Here is a 16415-nt window from a genome sequence, read left to right as displayed (position 1 = left end):
CGCTTAGTCGGGAAGCCCCAGGCGTTGGTGCAGTAGCAGCATCACCTCGACCTCGTGCTCCGGCCGCAGCGGCTCCAGCCCCAGTTCGCCGAACAGCTCGCCCCGGGCCCGCGACCAGTCGCCGGGGTCCAGGGCGGCATAGAGGGTCTCCGCCGGGGCCAGCTCGACGAAGGGGTCCAGGCCATAGGTGTCGAAGAGTCGCGAGAGCGCGGCCTCGTCGTCACCGACACCGGCGGTGTAGAGCGTCTCGCTGAAGTGGTCGTTCTCCAGCTCACGGATCACGTCCAGCGGGCTCACGCCGATGCTGTTGAGCTCCTCGAGACTGTACCCGCCCAGCGAAACCAGTTCCTCGTTCAGCCAGTCGTCATCGGGCTGGATCAGGGTGTGCTTGATGCGTCCATCGCGCAGCGTCCAGGCGACGGCCAGCGGCAGGCCGCCGTCGTCGCCGGTCTCCACGGCGATGAAGCCGGGAACCTCGTCCATGTCATTGCTCCTCGGGTTGAGCGTCTTGTTGTGCCCGGTCGGCCGGCAGGCGGAAGAAGGCCCGGGTGGTGGCCGTGGCGGCGCGGGCCATCTCGAGTTCCGCGATGCCTCGCCAGTGGGCGATTTCCCGCACGATCCACGGCAACAATGCCGGCTCGTGACGTCTACCCTTGAGTTTGGCAGGTAAATTGCGCGGCAGCAGGTAGGGACAATCGGTTTCCACCATCAGACGGTTCAGTGGGATCTCGCCGACGAGCTCGCGCAGATGATGGCCCCGGCGCTCGTCGCAGAGCCAGCCGGTGAGGCCGATGTGCAGGTCGAGATCGAGGTAGCCGTAGAGGGTGTCGCGGTCCGCCGTGAAACAGTGCACCACGGCATCGGCGAGGTCGTCGCGCCAGGCGTGCAGCATCTCGCGCATGCGCCGGCCGGCATCCCGCTCGTGGAGGAACAGCGGCTTGCCGCTCTGCGCCGCCAGGTCCAGTTGGGCCTCGAAGGCACGCTCCTGCTCGGCGGGGGTGGAGAAGTTGCGATTGAAATCCAGGCCGCACTCGCCCACCGCCACCACCTCGGGTAGGCGATGCAGCGCCCCCATGGCCCGCGCCAGCGCGGCGTCCCAGCGGCTGGCGTCATGGGGGTGTACCCCCGCGGTGGCGTACAGGCCGGGAAGGCGGCGGGCGAGCTCCACCGCCTGCTCGGCATGCTCCCGGTCGGTGCCGGTGAGGATCAGGGTGGTGACGTTGGCCGCCCGGGCGCGAGCCAGTACCGCCTCGAGGTCACGGGAAAAGCTGGCGTGGGTCAGGTTGGCACCGATGTCCACCAGCGGCGCCGGCGAGCGCAGCCGCAGCGCCTCGGGCAGGAAATCGTCGAAGGTCTCGGTCGGATCCACCAAGGCGGAACTCCTCTGGTCTTGAAGGCCGGAGCAATCCGGGCGCGCCGCATTGTACTCGGGATCGGGGCCCGGGACACGCGACCGGGATCACCTCGAGCCGGCCATGCGTTACACTAGCCGCCTTCGGAATGCGATGAGGTGAGCGAGTGACCCTGCTACGTCTGGAACGGCTGCAACTGTCCTATGGTACCCATGTGCTGCTCGACGGCGCCGACCTGGTGCTGGAGAAGGGCGAGCGCCTCGCGCTGGTGGGGCGCAACGGCACCGGCAAGTCGACCCTGCTCAAGCTGGTCGCCGGCGAGATCCTTCCCGACGGCGGCAGCATCTGGCGCGCGCCGGGGCTGAAGATCGGCGTGCTCGCCCAGGACCTGCCCGAGGCCACCGGCCAGACCATCTTCGACGCGGTCGCCGAGGGGCTGCCCGAGGCCGGCAAGCTGTTGTCCGAGTATCATCACCTGATTCACGAGGCCGACCCGGACATGCGTCGCATGGAGCAGCTTCAGACCCGGCTCGAGGCCATCGACGGCTGGACCTTCCACCAGCGCATCGACGTGGTGCTGACCCGCCTCGGCCTGCCGGCCGACGCCGAGATGGCCGCGCTCTCCGGTGGCTGGCGGCGCCGCGTGGCGCTGGCCCGGGCGCTGGTCGCCGAGCCCGACCTGCTGCTGCTCGACGAGCCGACCAACCACCTGGACCTCGACACCATCGCCTGGCTGGAAGAGCAGCTCGCCGCCTTCAACGGGGCGGTGCTGTTCATCACCCACGACCGGACCTTCCTGTCGAAGCTGGCCACGGCGATCCTCGAGCTCGACCGCGGGCGGCTGGGGCGTTACCCCGGCGACTACGCGAAATACCAGGAACAGAAGACCCATGAGCTGGAGGTCGAGGCCCGCGAGAACGCCGAGTTCGACAAGAAGCTGGCCCAGGAGGAGGCGTGGATCCGCCAGGGCATCAAGGCCCGGCGCACCCGCAACGAGGGGCGTGTGCGGGCGCTGGAGCAGCTGCGCCGCGAACGCAGCGAGCGTCGCGAGCGCCAGGGCAAGGCCAATCTGTCGGTGGACAGCGGCGAGCGCACCGGCAAGCGGGTGGTCGAGCTGAAGGGCGTCTCCCGGTATTTCGGCGATGAGGTGGTGATCCGCGACCTCAGCCTGGAGATCCAGCGTGGCGACCGCATCGGCTTCATCGGCCGCAACGGTGCCGGCAAGACCACCCTGCTGAAGATCCTGCTCGGCGAGCTCGAGCCCACCGAGGGCCAGGTGCAGTTCGGCACCAAGCTGCAGGTGGCCTACTTCGACCAGCTGCGTGCGGGGCTCGAGCCCGAGAAGAGCGTCTACGACAACGTGGCCCAGGGCAGCGACCGGGTCACGGTGGGGGGCCGGGACCGCCACGTGATGAGCTACCTGCAGGACTTCCTGTTCACCCCGGAGCGGGTGCGCCAGCCGGTCAAGGCACTCTCCGGCGGCGAATCGAACCGCCTGCTGCTGGCCAAGCTGTTCACCCAGCCGGCCAACGTGCTGGTGCTCGACGAGCCGACCAACGACCTCGACGTCGAGACACTGGAGCTGCTCGAGGAGCTGCTGCTCGACTTCGACGGCACCCTGCTGCTGGTCTCCCATGACCGCGCCTTCATGGACAACGTGGTGACCAGCGTGCTGGCCTTCGAGGGGGAGGGGCGGGTAAGCGAGTACGTGGGCGGCTACAGCGACTGGGTGCGCCAGGGCGGCAAGCTGCCCCCGGCCCCCTGGGAGGGCGCGGCGCGCCAGGGGGCCGAGCCGGCCCGGACCACCGAGGAGATGGCCGGACAGGCGAAGCCGGCCCCGAAGGCGACGGCGGTGAGGAAGCCGGCCAAGCTCTCCTACAAGCTGCAGCGCGAGCTCGACGGCCTGCCGGCCGAGATCGAGCGGCTCGAAGCCGAGGTGGCCGTGTTCGAGGCCCGGGTGGGGGAGCCGTCGTTCTACCAGCAGGATGCCGACAGCGTCACTGCGATCCTGCAGGCACTGAGTGACCGGCAGGCCGAGCTGGATGCCGCCATGGAGCGGTGGATGGAGTTGGAGGCGATGGCCGCCGGCGAGTGAGAAAGCGATGATTCGCTACTGCGCTCGGGCTCTTGATGAAAAAAAGCTGACCGCCGGCGGTGCTCGCCGTCCTCATGTAGCAGGCTACACTCCGGTGGCTGCGCTCCGGCGGCGGTCCGCCTACCTTCGCTCGTGACGCGAATCCTTCGCTTTCTAAAGGATGATGTGACTGATACTCGGAAAGAATGAGGCTACTCGGCGCTCTCTTCGCCCTTCTTGCCCACCCGCACGGCCAGCACGTCGCACTGGGCACCGTGCAGCACGCCGGTGGAGGTGGAGCCCAGCAGCAGGGCGAAGCCATGGCGGCCGTGGGAGCCGACCACGATCAGGTCGACCCCCTGTTCCTCGGCAAAACGGTGGATCTCGGTGTCGGGCATGCCCACCAGGACGTGCTGGTCCTCTCTGGCCACGTGGGGGTCGGCGATCTCGGCCAGGCGCTGCTTGGCGTGCTCGTCGAGCTGATCCTGGATGCTGGTGAGATCCATGGGGATGTCGCCGCCATAGGCGAAGCCCAGCGGCTCGAGGGTGTGCATGATCGAGAGCTTGGCCTGGTTGCGTTCGGCGATCTGTACGGCGCGTTCCAGTACCTTGTGGGAGTCCTTGGTCAGGTCGACGGCGACCAGGACGTGACGATACTCGTTGCTCATGGTGTGGATCTCCGGCAGACGTCCAGCAACTGGTGATGCTTCCACTCTAGGACGCCTGACGAACCACGACAACGACTTGCATCAAGATTTGCGCATCAAGCGCCATTCGGGAGAGAGCATGACCTGGCTGATCATACTGTTCGTTCTGATGCTGGTGGTTTCGCCGGTGATGTGGCTCAGGCCGAGCCCGCGCCAGCGACGGGTCGCCGACCTGCGCAGCGAAGCGATGAAGACCGGCCTCTCGATCAAGCTGGAAACGCCGCCGCTGCACGACACCCGAACCGCCATGCCGGCCTACCGCTGGCACTATCCCCAGGAACGGCCCGGCCCGGACTTCGTGCTGGTGCGTGACAGCGAGTCCGCCGACTCGCTCAAGCCCTATGCCCACGGCTGGCGCTGGCGAAAGGAGCCGTTGCGGCCACTGCCCGAGGCCCTCGAGGAGCGCTTCAAGGGGCTGCTGTCGCGACTGCCCCGGGATGCCCTGGTGATCGAGTCGAATCACCGCGCCCTGACCCTCTGGTGGTGGGAGTCCCAGGACTTTTCGCGTTTCGCCACCTACCTGGAGGACTTCACGGCCCTGCGCGACGGCCTGGCCGGGCGCCCCGACGATCCCGGGATGTCGGACGTTTCCGTCGATCGCCGGACGTGACGGGCTTCAGTCGCCCGCTTCGCGGGCCTGGATGGCCAGGCCGTTGTCCTCGATGCGCGAGAGCAGGCCGGCGAGCTGCTCCACGTCCTCGTCGCTGAGCCCGGCCAGCATCTCGGTACGGGCCTGGGTCACCACCGCATCGATGCGCTCGAGAAGAGGCGTGGCTTCGGGGGTGAGGTAGACACGCTTGGTGCGGCGGTCCTGGTCGCAGGGCTGGCGCGCGATCAGCCCCTGCTCGGAGAGCTGGTCCAGGGTGCGCACCAGCGACGGGGCCTCGACCCCGATGGCGCGGGCCAGGTCGCACTGGGGCTGGCCGTCGCCGAGTCGCCACAGGGTGTAGAGAGTGACCCAACGGGTCTGGGTCAGCCCCAGGGGGGCCAGACGTTGATCGATGACGGCGCGCCACAGACGCGGGACTCGGGTCAGCTGTAAGCCGATGTTCTGATGCATGGGACTCTGGGTTCCGGTTGGCTTCGCTGGATTGTCCGTAGACCCAGCGTGCAATGCAAGCACGCTTACCGTTCGTCTGCCGCCGGATCGTCCTCGTCGGCCGCCCGGGCCGCGGCGTCTGCCTCGCTGGCTTCCTCCCCGGCACGACGCTCGGCAGCCTCTTCACGACCCTCCGCCGGTGCGGCGTCACCCTCGGTCTCGTCCCGATCCGTCTCCTCGGTGCTGCGTCCTTCCCGCGGGGCGTCGTCCGCTTCCGAAGCCGCCTGCCCTTGGCCCGGTATCAGCCGGCGCCAGTCGAGCCCGGGCAGCCCCGGGGGCGACTGGATGCGTCCGTCGGCCAGGGTCCCGCTCTTTTCGTTCACCGTGAAGCGCAGCACGCCGATGCGCTGGCCGCTGTCGGTCATCACGTCGATACGCCAGCGGCCCGCCACGTGCTCGGGGAAGTTCTGCTTGTGACTCCAGGCCCGGTAGCCCTGTTCGCGCCCGCCCTCGATCACCAGCGGGATCCGGTCGATCGCCTCGCCCTCGTGCCGCCAGACGTGGAAGACCTCCTCGCGCAACCCGCGCGGTGCGCGGATCGCCGTGTAGGCATAGAGGCCGGAGGCCTGCAGCGCGCGGGGGGTCAGGCGCAGGCTGTCGCGGGGCTCGCGGGCATCGGTGTCGAAGCCGGGCGAGAGTGCCGTGGCGGTGATCCAGAGGTTCGCCGGCGGCACCCAGACCCGGCCGGCCCAGGCCAGGGTGGCCAGCATGCCCACGAGGGCGAGCAACGCCAGCCAGCCGCGAGGCCGACGGGGACGGAACAGGTGCAGCAGGCTCGGCAGGCTGAAGAGCAGCATGGCGGCCAGCGCCAGCTTGAGGCTCTGCCCGGTGCTCAGATGCAGCAGGGTCGGCAGGGTCACCAGCACCACCAGGAAGACGCATTGGGCGTGGAAGGCGAAGTAGAGCCAGCGCTGGCGATCGGCCAGCTTGTAATAGAGGGGGTCGAGAATCGAGAGTACCGCCATGGCCAGTAACAGCAGGGTGAACAGCGCCTGGCCGCTGGCCCAGACGGTGGTGGCCAGCAGGAACGGTAGGCAGAAGAACAGGGTCTCCTGGTGGATCATCTGGGCGATGAAGGTGGTGACCCCGCGGGGCAGGGTGGGGTAGCCGCGGCGGGCCATGAGGCGGCCGATCAGGCTCTCCGAGAGCAGCAGCAACCAGGCCAGCAGCATCCCCAGGGCGAGCAGCGCTCCCAGCCACTGCTGGCGGTCGACCAGGAAGAAGCTACCAAGGCCGGCGGCGAAGGCGATCGGCGGCCACAGCCAACTCCAGGGACGAATATGCTCGATCAACCGCTCGATGCGTTCATGCAGCCGGTGCAGCCGCGGTGAGTCGAGGCTGGTGGGGGCCGGGGAAGAACCGGAGGGAGGAGGCATGGGGGTGTCGACTACCCTGAACAGAACCAGACTCGGATCCTACCAGCTTGGTCCGGGCGACGGGGACCTGTCATATCGTCGCGGGTCGTCGTGGCGGGCGGGGCAAGGAGAGCGGGGGCTTGACGTCGCCGTCGGAGTGGACCAAGCTGTGCGCATTCAAACGACCGTATGAAATCGTGGAGATTCGCGGATGATCTATCAAGGCAAGGCCATCTCGGTGGCGCGCAGCGGCGACGACATCGCCACGCTCACCTTCGATCTGAAGGACGAGTCCATCAACAAGCTCTCCAGCGCGGTGATCGCCGAGCTGGAAGAGGTGGTCGAGGCGCTCCAGGCCGAGAGCGGCCTCGCGGGGCTGGTGATCGGCAGTGCCAAGGACGTCTTCATCGTCGGCGCCGACATCACCGAGTTCCATGGCATGTTCGAGCAGGGAGAGGACCAGATCGAGGCCATGCTCGAGCGGGTGCATGGCATCTTCAACGCCATCGAGGACCTGCCGTTCCCCACCGTCACCGCCATCAACGGCCTGGCGCTGGGTGGCGGCTGCGAGGTGGCCCTGGCCACCGACTTCCGCGTGATGGCCGAGGGCGCGAAGATCGGCCTGCCCGAGACCAAGCTGGGCATCCTGCCGGGCTGGGGCGGCTGCGTGCGCCTGCCGCGCCTGATCGGCGCCGACAACGCCATCGAGTGGATCGCCGGCGGCAGCGAGAACAAGGCGGCCGACGCCCTGAAGATGGGCGCCGTGGACGTCGTGGTGCCGGGCGAGGAACTCGAGGCGGCGGCGCTGGACATCCTGGTCCGGGCCAAAGCCGGCGATCTCGACTACCTGGCCCGCCGGGAGGAGAAGACCGGCCCGCTGAAGCTGGGTCCCATTGAGCAGATGATGGCCTTCGAGACCGCCAAGGGCTATGTGGCCGGCAAGGCGGGCCCGCACTACCCGGCACCTATCGAAGCGATCAAGGTGATTCAGAAGGGCGCCGGCGAGGCGCGCGGCCGCGCCCAGGCGATCGAGGCCAAGGCCTTCGCCAAGCTGGCCCTGACCGAGGTCTGCTACAACCTGGTGGGGCTCTTCCTCAACGACCAGCTGGTCAAGAAGAAGGCCGGCAAGTATGAGAAGCAGGCCCAAGCCGTCAAGCAGAGCGCGGTGCTGGGCGCCGGCATCATGGGCGGCGGCATCGCCTACCAGAGCGCCTCCAAGGGCACGCCGATCCTGATGAAGGACATCAAGGGCGAGGCCATCGAGCTGGGGCTCAGGGAGGCCCGCAAGCTGTTCGCCAAGCAGGTCGAACGGGGCAAGCTGACTACCGAGCAGATGGCCGAGCGGCTCACCAACATCCGCCCGACCCTCTCCTATGGCGACTTCGGCAGCGTCGACCTGGTGGTCGAGGCGGTGGTCGAGAACCCCAAGGTCAAGGAGGCGGTGCTCACCGAGGTGGAAGGCGTGGTCGGCGAGGGGACCATCCTCACCTCCAACACCTCGACGATCTCGATCACTCGCCTGGCCAGGAACCTCGAGCGCCCGGAGAACTTCTGCGGCATGCATTTCTTCAACCCGGTGCACCGCATGCCGTTGGTCGAGGTGATCCGCGGCGAGAAGACCGGTGACGCCGCCGTAGCGGCCACCGTGGCCTACGCCCGCGCCATGGGCAAGACGCCCATCGTGGTCAACGACTGCCCGGGGTTCCTGGTCAATCGCGTGCTCTTCCCCTACTTCGGCGGCTTCAGCCAACTGGTCGAGCAGGGCGCCGACTTCCAGCGCGTCGACAAGGTGATGGAGAAATTCGGCTGGCCCATGGGCCCCGCCTACCTGCTCGACGTGGTCGGCATGGACACCGCGGTGCACGCGGGCGAGGTGATGGCCGAAGGCTTCCCTGAGCGCATGGCCAGCATGGGCGGCGAGGGTGGCAAGAGTGTCATCCAACTGATGGTCGAGAAGGAGCGCCTGGGCCAGAAGAACGACAAGGGCTTCTACGCCTATGAGGAAGACAGGAAGGGCAAGCCGCGGAAGGTCAGCGACGAGGCCGCCATCGCGCTGGTCAAGGGCGTGGCCAAGGAGAGCCGCGAGTTCAGCGACGAGGAGATCATCGCCCGCATGATGGTGCCGCTGTGCCTGGAGACGGTGCGTTGCCTCGAGGATGGCATCGTGGGCAGCGCCGCAGAAGCCGATATGGCGCTGATCTACGGCATCGGCTTCCCGCCGTTCCGCGGTGGCGCACTGCGCTACATCGACGCCATGGGCGTGGCGGCGTTCGTCGAACGGGCCGAGGGGCTGGCCGAGGAACTGGGACCGCTCTACGCCCCCACCGACAGGCTGCGCCAGATGGCCCAGGCCGGCGAGCGCTTCTATTCCACCAAGACCCAGGGCTGAACCCACCACGAACAGGAGATGGAAGAATGAATTTGAATCCGAGAGACATCGTGGTGGTCGACGCCGTGCGTACCGCCATGGCCAAGGCGAAGAACGGTGCCTTCCGCCACGTGCGCGCCGAGAACCTCTCCGCCGCCGTCATGCAGGCGCTATTCGAGCGCAACCCGGGCCTCGACCCGGCCGAGGTCGACGACGTGATCTGGGGGTGCGTCAACCAGACCCTCGAGCAGGGCTACAACATCGCCCGCAACGCCGCGGTCATGACCGGAATCCCGAGCAGCGTGCCGGCCCAGACCGTCAACCGCCTGTGCGGCTCCTCGATGAGTGCGCTGCATATCGCCGCGGCCAACATCAAGGCCGGCATGGGCGATTTCTACATCATCGGTGGCGTCGAGCACATGGAGCACGTCTCCATGATGCACGGCGCCGACGTCAACCCGGCGGTCAGCAAGCACACCGCCAAGGCCGCCATGATGATGGGCCTGACCGCCGAGCTGCTGGGCAAGATGCACGGCGTCACCCGCGAGGAGCAGGATCGGTTCGGCGTGCGCTCCCACCAGCGCGCCCAGGCCGCCATGGAGAAGGGTTACTTCGACAACGAGATCATCGGCATCGAGGGCCACGACCAGCGCGGCTTCAAGGTGCGGGTCGACCGCGACGAGGTGATCCGCGCCGATGCCAGCCTGGAGAAGATGGCCGAGCTCAAGCCGGTCTTCGACCCGCGGGGGGGCACCGTCACCGCCGGTACCTCCTCGGCGCTCTCCGTGGGTGCCGCCGGCATGGCGGTGATGAGCCACGAGCGCGCCCTGGCCCTGGGCCTCACCCCCATCGCCCGGGTGCTCTCCACCGGGGTGGCCGGCTGCGATCCCTCGATCATGGGCTACGGCCCGGTGCCGGCCTCGATGACGGCGCTCAAGACGGCGGGTTTGACCAGCGACGACATCCAGACCGTGGAGCTCAACGAGGCCTTCGCCGCCCAGGGGATACCGGTGCTCAAGGACCTCGGGTTCCTCGATGCCCTGGACGACAAGGTCAACCTCAACGGCGGTGCCATCGCCCTGGGCCACCCGCTGGGCTGCTCCGGGGCACGCATCTGCACCACCCTGCTCAACGTGATGCAGCAGCGTGACACCACCCTTGGTCTGGCCACCATGTGCATCGGCATGGGGCAGGGCGTGGCCACCGTCTTCGAGCGGCTGAAGTAGCTGCAGGGCGACACCGGGCTGTAGCAGGACCCTGAACGACGACGGCACCTCGCGGGGTGCCGTCGTCGTTGGTGGCAGGCCATTTCGCCGCTCAGTCGGTGCCCTCGCCCCCGTCGTCCGGCTCGTCGGGCGCCGTCTCTTCCGCGGTATCCTCGCTCTCGTCGGGCGTGTCGTCCTCATCCTCGTCGCCCTCGATCCAGCCGCGCTCCCGGTAGTAGCGCAGGGCGCCCTCGTGCAGCGGGGCCGTGAGTCCTTCCCGGATCATCGACTCGACCGTCAGTTCGCCATAGGCCGGATGGAAGGACTTGAAGTGATCGAGATCGTCGAAGACCGCCGCGACGATGGTATGGATGGTCTCGGGGTCGGTCTCCGCCGAGGCGACCAGGGTGGCCCTCACGCCGAAGGTCTCGACGGCCGGCTGGTCGGGAGCGTAGATGCCGGCGGGAATCGTGGCCCGGGTGAAGTAGGGGGTCTCCTCGACCAGTCGGTCGACCGCCTCGCCACCCACGTCGATGATGGCCGCGTCGCAGAGCCGGATCGCCTGTGCCACCGAATCGTTGGGATGCCCCACCGTATAGACCATGGCATCGACGTTGCCGTGGCACAGCTCCAGCGACTGCTGGTCGGCGGGCAGGTCGTTGGCCAGGCTGAAGTCATCGAGGGTCCAGCCCCTGGTCTCGAGCAGTTTCATCATGGTACCGCGCTGGCCCGAGCCGGGGTTGCCGACATTGACGGCACGCTGTCGCAGGTCGTCGAACTCCCGGATGCCGCTGTCGCGGCGGACCACCAGGGTGAAGGGTTCGCCATGGACCGAGAAGAGCGACCGCAGCGAGTCGTCCGGCCCGACATCGCTGAACCCCTCGATGCCCGAAACGGCATAATGCTGGAGGTCCGACTGGGCCAGGGCGACGGTCACCTCGCCCTCGCGCACCGCCTGGAGGTTCGCGGCCGAGCCGTCGCTGATCCGGGCGGTGCAGGGGGGCTCGAGAAGCCGACAGATGGCGCGTCCGGTGACATGGTAGACACCGGCCGAACTCGCCGTGCCGATGATGATGCGCTCCTCCTCGGCGAAGCCGCCTCCCGGTATCAGCAGCCCGGCCAGCAGGCTCGCCAGGCAGCTTGCCCGGGCGAGACGAGCAGGGGCGCACGGCGGTGTTGTTCTGTCGGTGTGCATGGGCGTCCCTCCGTTGAGGTCATCGGCCCGCCGGGCGGCGGCGTGCGTGCCGTCAGGGAAGGTGCGCGAAGCCGAATGACCTCGCTCAAGCCAAGCATAGCCGCCTGCCCCGCACGGTGCCGCTCTCCGGCCACCTGGCACACCCGCTACTCGACGGGGGGATGCCTTACAGGATCCCGCTGTCGAGCCCGGCGGCGAGGTAGAGGCCGAGCTCCTCGACCTGGTCGGCGAATCCCTCCTGCCACTCGCCGCGCAGGATGAGCGGCTCCTGTGCCCATCGCCAGCGCAGCCCGGTAACGATGCTCTCCACCGCCCGGCGGGTGCCGGTGCCGTCACGGCCGGCGCGAATGTAGAGCGCGCAGGGCAGCCCCTGCTTCTCCTCCAGCACCGGGTAGTAGCTGCGGTCGAAGAAGTCCTTCAGGGCGCCGCTCATGTAGCCGAGGTTCTCGGTAGTGCCCATCAGGATGGCGTCGCAGGCGCGCACGTCGCCGGGTCCCGCCTCGAGCGGTGGCTTGACCACCACCTCGACGGCCTCGATGTCCGGGTGGCGGGCGCCGCGCTCGGCGGCCTCGCGCAGCCTGAGCGTATTGGGGGAGGGCGCATGGGCCACGATCAGCAGGCGTTTCATGATTTGACAGTCTATCCTCTTTCTCCGACGCTGAGGCGTCCCGCCCACGTAATCCGCCAACTCAACGAGCAAGGAGGTTGATCGTCATGGCCTTTGCACTTTCGACCATGCAACTGGAAAGCTCCGCCTTCAAGGCGCAGGGCGCGATCCCGGTGAAGCACACCGGCGAGGGCGAGGATGTCTCGCCGGCATTGGCCTGGCGCGATGCACCGGAGGGCACCAAGGGTTTCGCGGTGATCTGCCATGACCCGGATGCCCCCCTGGTGCAGAACGGCAGCTACGGCTTCGTGCACTGGGTGCTCTACAACCTGCCGGCATCGACCACCTCACTGGAGGAGGGCACCACGGCAGGCACCAGTGGCCTGAACGACTTCGGCAAGTCCAGTTACGGTGGCCCCATGCCCCCGGAGGGTCACGGCGTGCACCAGTACTACTTCTGGGTGCTGGCCCTGGACAAGGCCACCGATCTGCCGGAAGGGCTGTCGCTGGCCGAGCTGCTCAAGCAGGTCGAGCCTCACCTGCTGGGCATGAACCGGTTGGTGGGAACCTATCGGCGCGGCTAGGAGGCCGATCTCCCCCGCCGTGACGCGGCCTTCCCGTCACGGCGGAGCGTCATGCGTTCTCCCGGGCCTTTCTCTCCTGGGGCAGCAGAGCGGCGTAGATCACCGCATTGACCGGGGTGGCCACGCCGTACTGCAGTCCAAGCCTCACCACGGCGCCGTTCTGGGACTCCAGCTCGGAGGGCCGACCGGCCATGATGTCACGCTGCATGGAGGCGGTGCTTTCGGGAGGCAGGGCGTCGATGAACTGCATCGCCCGGGCCACGGCGTCGCCCGGCAGCGCCACCCCGCAGGCCCGGGCCACGGCCTCGATCTCGGCCAGTATCCGTTCGATCAGCGCGCGGGTCTCGGACAGGGTGCGGGTCTCGCCGATCGTCGCGCGGCTGATGCTGCCGATGCCACTCATGGCGCAGATGAACAGGAACTTGCTCCACACGCTCGTCTGGATGTCGTCGGGGACCTCGGCGCTCACCCCCTCGGCCCTGTCGAAGGCGGCCTTGAGCCGGGCGGTGCGCTCGCTCGCCCGGTTGTCACGTTCGCCGAAGCGCACGAAGGGATCGACTCCGGCATGGCGGATATGACCCGGACTCTCACGCCAGGCGAGGATGCCGCACAGGCCGTCGAGCACCGGCCCCTTGCCCAGCACCCCGGCCAGGATGTCGGCCGCCTCGACGCCGTTCTCCAGTGGCACCACCAGGGTCTCGGGGCCGACCATGGGACGAATCGCCTCGGCGGCCTCATGCACCTGCCATGCCTTCACCGCGACCAGTACGCAGTCCACCACGCCCACGGCTGCGGGGTCATCGGTGGCGCTGGCCGGGGCAATGGTGACGTCACCCTTGATACTCGAGACCTTCAGTCCGTCGCGGCGGATGGCCGCCAGATGCTCACCGCGGGCGATGAAGGTGACCTCCTCGCCGGCCGCGGCCAGGCGTGCGCCGAAATAGCCGCCGACGCCACCGCTGCCCATGATCGCGAATCTCATGTCCTGTCCTGTCCTGTCCTGTCCTGTCGGGTTTCATGTCTGTTCAGCCAGCCTAACGCCCAAGGCGGCGTCTCGCACCGGGTCGCGCAACATGCTCGGCTACTTCCTGCGCAACTCCAAAGTGGTGTGGCCGGCAGCGAACCAGCGAGATGGCTACTACTTCGACTTCTCGCGCTACCCGTTCGACAAGGCCCTGCTGGGCCGCGAGGTCTGAGAGACCGCGCCTTCGCCTCGGCAGGGGACGAGCCGGGCGCTCTTGCGCCCGATCAAATGACGCCTTATCGGGGCACTGCTAGGATGGAGCCATCCGTCACACACGTGACAGGGGGTCGGCCGGCGCGCCGGCTCCTGCTGCATGGAAGGCGCCATGAAGAAGACCCGCCCCGACGCGCTGGACGATACCCTCTCGCCGCTCAAGCTGAAGCGCGTGGGCATCGACACCTACCGCGAGAACGTCGCCTACCTGCACCGCGACTGCGCGCTGTATCGTGCCGAGGGCTTCCAGGCGCTCTCCAAGGTCGAGGTGCGCGCCAACGGCCAGCGCATCCTGGCGAGCCTCAACGTGGTGGATGACACCGCCATCGTCGGTTGCGACCAGCTCGGTCTCTCGGAGGACGCCTACGCCTCGCTGGGGGCGGGGGAGGGCCAGCCGGTCAGCGTCTCCCAGGCCGAGCCGCCGGCCTCGATTCCCGCCCTGCATCGCAAGCTCGTCGGCGAGCGTCTCTCCCGGGATGACTTCCGCGACATCATCCACGACATCGCCGAGCTGCGTTACTCCAAGATCGAATTGACCGCCTTCGTGGTCGCCTGCAACCGTGGCGAGCTCGACCGCGAGGAGGTGTTCTACCTCAGCGACGCCATGAGTCGCGTCGGACGCCGGCTCGACTGGCACGAACACCCGGTGGTCGACAAGCACTGCATCGGCGGCATTCCCGGCAACCGTACCTCCATGCTGGTGGTGCCCATCGTCGCCGCCCATGGCCTGCTCTGCCCCAAGACCTCGTCGCGGGCGATCACCTCGCCCTCGGGCACCGCCGACACCATGGAGGTGCTGGCCAGGGTGGACCTGCCCTTCGATGACCTGGGCGATATCGTGCGCACCCATCGTGGCTGCCTGGCCTGGGGAGGCACCAGCCAGCTCTCGCCCGCCGACGACGTGTTGATCTCGGTGGAGCGGCCGCTCGCCATCGACTCGCCCGGCCAGATGGTCGCCTCCATCCTCTCCAAGAAGGCCGCCGCCGGCTCCACCCATTTGCTGCTCGATATCCCCGTGGGGCCCCACGCCAAGGTGCGCTCGATGCCCGAGGCCCGGCAGCTGCGCCGGCTGTTCGAGTTCGTCGCCAAGTGCCTGGGGCTGACCCTGGACGTGGTGATCACCGACGGCAGCCAGCCCATCGGCCGTGGCATCGGCCCGGTGCTCGAGGCCCGCGACGTGATGCGCGTGCTCGCCAACCACCCCGAGGCGCCCATGGACCTGCGCCAGAAGTCGTTGCGCCTGGCCGGGCGGATGCTGGAGTTCGACCCCGACGTGCGCGGCGGCGACGGCTTCGGCATCGCCCGGGACATCCTCGACTCCGGCCGGGCACTCGAGAAGATGCAGGCGATCATCCGCGCCCAGGGCGAGAAGCCCTTCGACCCGGACGACCCGCCGCTGGCGCCCCAGAGCTTCGAGGTCGTGGCGCCCGCGGCCGGCGTGGTCACCGCCATCGATAACCTCAAGCTGGCGCGCATCGCCCACCTGGCCGGCGCCCCCATGGCCGCCGGTGCCGGGGTCGATGCGTTCGTGCGCATCGGCGATACGGTAGGGGCCGGCCAGCCGCTCTACCGCGTGCATGCCGCCTACCGCAACGAGCTTGCCTTCGCCCACCGGTCCAGCGAGCGCGACAGCGGCGTCACCCTCGGACGCGCCGACGAGATCACCCGTTTGAACGTGGAGTTCTGATGACCATTGCACTGCTCCATTTCCCCGACGAGGCGGCCCCCGCCACCCGCCTGGCCGAGACCGCCGGCCTGGCCGCCCATGCCGTCGACCGCCACCGCTTCCCCGACGAGGAGCTCAAACTCCGGCTTCCCTTCGCCGAGGCCGGCACCTTTCCCGACACCCTGGTGATCTACCGCAGCCTCGACCGCCCCAACGACAAGCTGATCGAGCTGCTGCTGCTCGCCCGCCATGCCCGGCAGCAGGGCGTGACACGCCTGGTGCTGGTGGCGCCATACCTGGCCTACATGCGCCAGGACATCGCCTTCCACCCCGGCGAGATCGTCAGCCAGACTATCATCGGCGGCTTTCTCGCCGAGCTGTTCGACGCCGTGATCACCGTGGATCCGCACCTGCACCGCATCGATCGCCTCGACCAGGCGATCCCCATCGAGCACGCCATCGCGCTCTCCGGCGCACCACGCCTGGCCGAGCTGATCGCCAGGAAACGCCGCGAGGCGCTGCTGCTCGGCCCCGACGAGGAGGCGCGGCAGTGGGTGCAGGGTGCCGCCGAGGTCACCGGCTTCGACTTCGGCGTATGCCGCAAGGTGCGCCACGGCGACTGGGAGGTGGAGATCCAGCTTCCCGACCTGGACCTTTCCGACCGCCGGGTGGTGCTGATGGACGACGTCGCCAGCTCCGGCCACACGCTCGCCCGCGCCGCCGAGCAAGTCCTCGCCGCCGGCGCCGCCTCGGTCGATGTGGCCATCACCCATGCGCTCTTCGCCGGCGATGCGCTGGCGGTGATCAAGGCCGCCGGCGTCGGCGAGATCTGGAGCACCGACTGCATCGCCCACGAGAGCAACGCCATCGCCATGGCGCCGGTGCTGACCGAGGCGTTGGACCAGGTGCGGAGGAAAATCGGGTGACCATGCGACTCCCGCCTTGCGAGGCCATGGGGGGGGCGGC

The 16415-nt window shown here is 68.4% G+C and carries 16 protein-coding genes; 8 read left to right on the top strand and 8 right to left on the bottom strand.

The genetic code is table 11. The annotated features are described in order from the left end of the window. Positions 1–3: 3 nt before the first annotated feature. Entirely contained in the window at positions 4–483 is a 480-nt protein-coding gene (locus tag MKP05_RS17595; RefSeq protein WP_110282028.1) for a hypothetical protein, read from the bottom strand. A 1-nt stretch (position 484) separates the two neighbouring features. Then, positions 485–1372, bottom strand: coding sequence for a TatD family hydrolase (locus MKP05_RS17590; RefSeq protein WP_240569478.1), 888 nt, complete (start codon positions 1370–1372; stop codon positions 485–487). A 146-nt stretch (positions 1373–1518) separates the two neighbouring features. Between MKP05_RS17590 and MKP05_RS17585 the strand changes: the two genes are divergently transcribed. Then, entirely contained in the window at positions 1519–3447 is a 1929-nt protein-coding gene (locus MKP05_RS17585) for an ATP-binding cassette domain-containing protein (protein ID WP_240569477.1), read from the top strand. Positions 3448–3638: 191 nt separating this feature from the next. Here MKP05_RS17585 and MKP05_RS17580 read toward each other — a convergent pair whose 3' ends face one another. Beyond that, positions 3639–4094: a universal stress protein gene (locus MKP05_RS17580; RefSeq protein WP_240569476.1), complete on the bottom strand. Its 456-nt coding sequence runs from the start codon at positions 4092–4094 to the stop codon at positions 3639–3641. Between the two features lie 118 nt (positions 4095–4212). On the opposite strand from MKP05_RS17580, the gene MKP05_RS17575 reads away from it, so the two are divergent. Then, a complete protein-coding gene (locus MKP05_RS17575; protein ID WP_240569475.1) occupies positions 4213–4743 on the top strand; it encodes a preprotein translocase subunit YajC in 531 nt (176 codons plus the stop codon). A 6-nt stretch (positions 4744–4749) separates the two neighbouring features. On the opposite strand, the gene slyA is transcribed toward MKP05_RS17575, so the two are convergent. Beyond that, a complete protein-coding gene (slyA, locus tag MKP05_RS17570) occupies positions 4750–5193 on the bottom strand; it encodes a transcriptional regulator SlyA (protein WP_240569474.1) in 444 nt (147 codons plus the stop codon). A gap of 65 nt (positions 5194–5258) precedes the next feature. Further along, positions 5259–6608, bottom strand: a complete 1350-nt coding sequence (locus tag MKP05_RS17565) for a DUF5924 family protein (protein WP_240569473.1) — start codon at positions 6606–6608, stop codon at positions 5259–5261. Positions 6609–6798: 190 nt separating this feature from the next. On the opposite strand from MKP05_RS17565, the gene fadB reads away from it, so the two are divergent. Further along, the gene (fadB, locus tag MKP05_RS17560; protein WP_240569472.1) at positions 6799–8976 is read left to right on the top strand and encodes a fatty acid oxidation complex subunit alpha FadB; all 2178 of its coding nucleotides are present in this window, start codon (positions 6799–6801) and stop codon (positions 8974–8976) included. Positions 8977–9002: 26 nt separating this feature from the next. After that, on the top strand, positions 9003–10181 hold the full coding sequence (gene fadA / locus MKP05_RS17555; RefSeq protein ID WP_240569471.1) for an acetyl-CoA C-acyltransferase FadA: 1179 nt from the start codon (positions 9003–9005) through the stop codon (positions 10179–10181). A 91-nt stretch (positions 10182–10272) separates the two neighbouring features. On the opposite strand, the gene MKP05_RS17550 is transcribed toward fadA, so the two are convergent. Beyond that, entirely contained in the window at positions 10273–11355 is a 1083-nt protein-coding gene (locus tag MKP05_RS17550; RefSeq protein WP_240569470.1) for a TAXI family TRAP transporter solute-binding subunit, read from the bottom strand. Between the two features lie 166 nt (positions 11356–11521). Further along, the gene (locus MKP05_RS17545) at positions 11522–11983 is read right to left on the bottom strand and encodes a flavodoxin family protein (protein ID WP_240569469.1); all 462 of its coding nucleotides are present in this window, start codon (positions 11981–11983) and stop codon (positions 11522–11524) included. Between the two features lie 86 nt (positions 11984–12069). On the opposite strand from MKP05_RS17545, the gene MKP05_RS17540 reads away from it, so the two are divergent. After that, positions 12070–12546, top strand: coding sequence for a YbhB/YbcL family Raf kinase inhibitor-like protein (locus MKP05_RS17540; protein ID WP_110282017.1), 477 nt, complete (start codon positions 12070–12072; stop codon positions 12544–12546). 49 nt (positions 12547–12595) lie between these two features. On the opposite strand, the gene MKP05_RS17535 is transcribed toward MKP05_RS17540, so the two are convergent. After that, on the bottom strand, positions 12596–13528 hold the full coding sequence (locus MKP05_RS17535; protein WP_240569468.1) for a 2-dehydropantoate 2-reductase: 933 nt from the start codon (positions 13526–13528) through the stop codon (positions 12596–12598). Between the two features lie 91 nt (positions 13529–13619). On the opposite strand from MKP05_RS17535, the gene MKP05_RS21825 reads away from it, so the two are divergent. The 3 genes from MKP05_RS21825 (at position 13620) to MKP05_RS17525 (ending at position 16375) form a co-directional block, all read left to right on the top strand. Beyond that, positions 13620–13742, top strand: a complete 123-nt coding sequence (locus MKP05_RS21825) for a hypothetical protein (protein WP_276316663.1) — start codon at positions 13620–13622, stop codon at positions 13740–13742. Between the two features lie 153 nt (positions 13743–13895). After that, on the top strand, positions 13896–15470 hold the full coding sequence (locus tag MKP05_RS17530) for a thymidine phosphorylase family protein (protein ID WP_240569467.1): 1575 nt from the start codon (positions 13896–13898) through the stop codon (positions 15468–15470). Then, positions 15470–16375, top strand: a complete 906-nt coding sequence (locus MKP05_RS17525) for a ribose-phosphate diphosphokinase (protein ID WP_240569466.1) — start codon at positions 15470–15472, stop codon at positions 16373–16375. The genes MKP05_RS17530 and MKP05_RS17525 overlap by 1 nt, the downstream gene beginning before the upstream one ends. The last annotated feature ends 40 nt before the right edge of the window (positions 16376–16415 follow it).

Source organism: Halomonas flagellata (genome assembly GCF_022487945.1).
GTDB lineage: Bacteria > Pseudomonadota > Gammaproteobacteria > Pseudomonadales > Halomonadaceae > Halomonas > Halomonas flagellata.
This window is presented reverse-complemented; position numbering and strand designations above follow the sequence as displayed.

What these genes read in the sequence shown, in the direction of transcription:
- MKP05_RS17545 (WP_240569469.1), bottom strand. Translation starts at nt 11,983, where the DNA reads ATGAAACGCCTGCTGATCGTGGCCCATGCGCCCTCCCCCAATACGCTC.
- slyA (WP_240569474.1), bottom strand. Translation starts at nt 5,193, where the DNA reads ATGCATCAGAACATCGGCTTACAGCTGACCCGAGTCCCGCGTCTGTGG.
- MKP05_RS17530 (WP_240569467.1), top strand. Translation starts at nt 13,896, where the DNA reads ATGAAGAAGACCCGCCCCGACGCGCTGGACGATACCCTCTCGCCGCTC.
- MKP05_RS21825 (WP_276316663.1), top strand. Translation starts at nt 13,620, where the DNA reads ATGCTCGGCTACTTCCTGCGCAACTCCAAAGTGGTGTGGCCGGCAGCG.
- fadB (WP_240569472.1), top strand. Translation starts at nt 6,799, where the DNA reads ATGATCTATCAAGGCAAGGCCATCTCGGTGGCGCGCAGCGGCGACGAC.
- MKP05_RS17525 (WP_240569466.1), top strand. Translation starts at nt 15,470, where the DNA reads ATGACCATTGCACTGCTCCATTTCCCCGACGAGGCGGCCCCCGCCACC.
- MKP05_RS17535 (WP_240569468.1), bottom strand. Translation starts at nt 13,528, where the DNA reads ATGAGATTCGCGATCATGGGCAGCGGTGGCGTCGGCGGCTATTTCGGC.
- MKP05_RS17595 (WP_110282028.1), bottom strand. Translation starts at nt 483, where the DNA reads ATGGACGAGGTTCCCGGCTTCATCGCCGTGGAGACCGGCGACGACGGC.
- MKP05_RS17575 (WP_240569475.1), top strand. Translation starts at nt 4,213, where the DNA reads ATGACCTGGCTGATCATACTGTTCGTTCTGATGCTGGTGGTTTCGCCG.
- MKP05_RS17550 (WP_240569470.1), bottom strand. Translation starts at nt 11,355, where the DNA reads ATGCACACCGACAGAACAACACCGCCGTGCGCCCCTGCTCGTCTCGCC.
- fadA (WP_240569471.1), top strand. Translation starts at nt 9,003, where the DNA reads ATGAATTTGAATCCGAGAGACATCGTGGTGGTCGACGCCGTGCGTACC.
- MKP05_RS17580 (WP_240569476.1), bottom strand. Translation starts at nt 4,094, where the DNA reads ATGAGCAACGAGTATCGTCACGTCCTGGTCGCCGTCGACCTGACCAAG.
- MKP05_RS17540 (WP_110282017.1), top strand. Translation starts at nt 12,070, where the DNA reads ATGGCCTTTGCACTTTCGACCATGCAACTGGAAAGCTCCGCCTTCAAG.
- MKP05_RS17565 (WP_240569473.1), bottom strand. Translation starts at nt 6,608, where the DNA reads ATGCCTCCTCCCTCCGGTTCTTCCCCGGCCCCCACCAGCCTCGACTCA.